At 75.3% G+C, this 1895-nt stretch carries 1 protein-coding gene; it reads right to left on the reverse strand.

The genetic code is table 11. The annotated features are described in order from the left end of the window. The coding region (locus AB8Z36_RS38550; RefSeq protein ID WP_369218021.1) for a beta-N-acetylhexosaminidase family protein at positions 1 to 1895 on the reverse strand (1895 nt) is incomplete at both ends.

Raw genomic sequence — 1895 nt, forward strand, 5'->3', positions numbered from 1 at the left:
CTTATCGGCCCCGCCCTTCCGCGTGAGGCCGATCTCCGTGAAGCCGTCGGCCGAGAGCGGGCCGATCCGCCGCCAGCCCTCGCCCGGCACGTGTACCTCGACGCTGCCCTCGCTGCCGGGGTCGGTGAGCGCCGTCACGGCGGCCAGGGTGTGCGCGGAGCCGAAGCGGGCCGTCGCACGGTCCGAGGCCCGCTCGCTGTCCGTCCCCGCCCACGCCGCGTACGCCTTCCGCGCCCGGGTCAGGAACGGGTCGAGCACCCCTTCGCCGACGGTCACCCCGGTGGCCTTCAGCTCCTCGCGCAGCACCGTCAGCCTGCGCGCGGCGCGCCAGGCGGCGGCTCCGTCCCCGGCGGACTGGGCGCGCAGCATGTCCACGGCGGTCTGACCGGCCTCGCCGTAGGTGCCGAGCTTGGCGATCCACGGCCGGATCTCGTCGTCGAGCGCGCTGCCCGCGAGCCGTCGCGGCGCCTCGCGCATGACGCCGAACGCCGCGCGCAGGGCCTTGGCGGACTCCTCGGTCCTGGCCCGGTCCGTCGTCGTACGGGCCTGCCAAAGGTCCCGCATGAGGGGGCGCAGATACGCCGACTCCTCGGCGCCGAGCACGGAGGAGGCGTCATTGCCCGCGAGGGCCCGCAGCGCGCCCCGCGCCTTCGCGTCGCCGCCCGCCAGGTCGTCGATGGCGGCGAGCCAGGACTCGTGGGGGCGGTAGGCGCGGGGGTTCCAGGCGTAGTCGGCGGCGGTGAAGAGCGGGATGCGGGAGGCCGAGGGCTGCTCCATGGCGTTGCCCAGGAGGGCGGCCGAGCCGGTGGCGACGGCGGGCTCACGGCCGGTGTAGGGGCCCAGGAAGATGCGGCCCTGCGCGAAGTCGTTGACCGGGTAGTTGTCCATCGTGACCAGCGGGTGCGGGCCGAAGGCGTCCCTGGCGCCCGCCAGTTCCCGTCCGGTGATGGTCTTGGGGACCACTCCCACGCCCGTCCACGCCACCTGCACGCGGCGGTCCAGGTCGTCCGAGAGGGCCGCGCGGTACTCGGTCGTGCCGTCCTGGAAGTACTCCGTGGGCATGAGGGAGAGCGGCTCCGCGCGCGGGTGGCGCTCGGCCAGGTGCGCGGCGACGGCGTTGGCCACCCGCGCCTGCGCCTTCGCGGCGGCCTTCGGGCCCCTGCCGAACGTCTCGGCGTCCTTCTCGCAGTGCCACTCGCTGTAGCTGACGTCCTGGAACTGGAGCTGGAAGGCGCGGACGCCCAGGGCCCACATCGCGTCCATCTTGCGGATGAGGTCCCTGACGTCCCGGTCCGAGGACATGCACATGGCCTGGCCGGGCGCGACGGCCCAGGCGAGCGTGACGTGGTTGGCCTCGGCGCGCTCGGCGAGCGCGCGGAAGTCTGCGCGCTGCCCGGCCGGGTAGGGCTCGCGCCAGCGGGCCTGGCGGTAGAGGTCGTCGCCGGGGGCGTAGAGGTAGCGGTTCTGCTTGGTGCGGCCCAGGAAGTCCACCTGGGCCAGGCGCTGCTCGCGGGTCCACGGAGTGCCGTAGAAGCCCTCGGTCAGGCCGCGCACGGCGGTGCCCGGCCAGTCGCGCACCCGCACCCCCGGGATCAGACGGGTCTTCGCGGCCGTCAGCTGACGCAGGGTCTGTACGCCGTGGAAGAGGCCGTCCTCGCCGGTTCCGTCCAGGGCCACGGTGTCCCGTCCCCCGAAGCGGCCGACGGCCAGGCGGTAGCCGCCCTCCGGCAGGTCGCTCCGGCCCCGGAGGCCGAAGGCGCCGAGGGCCCGGTCGGCGCCGGTGCCGCCCGCCCGTACGACGAGGGCGCCGCCCTGGGGCAGCGGATCGCCGTCACGGACCTCGGTGACCCGCCGGACACCGGCCTCGTGCAGAAGGGCGCGGAGCGCCTTCAGGG

Origin of the sequence: Streptomyces flavofungini (genome assembly GCF_041028215.1) — a bacterium.
GTDB classification, from domain to species: Bacteria; Actinomycetota; Actinomycetes; order Streptomycetales; family Streptomycetaceae; genus Streptomyces; species Streptomyces flavofungini_B.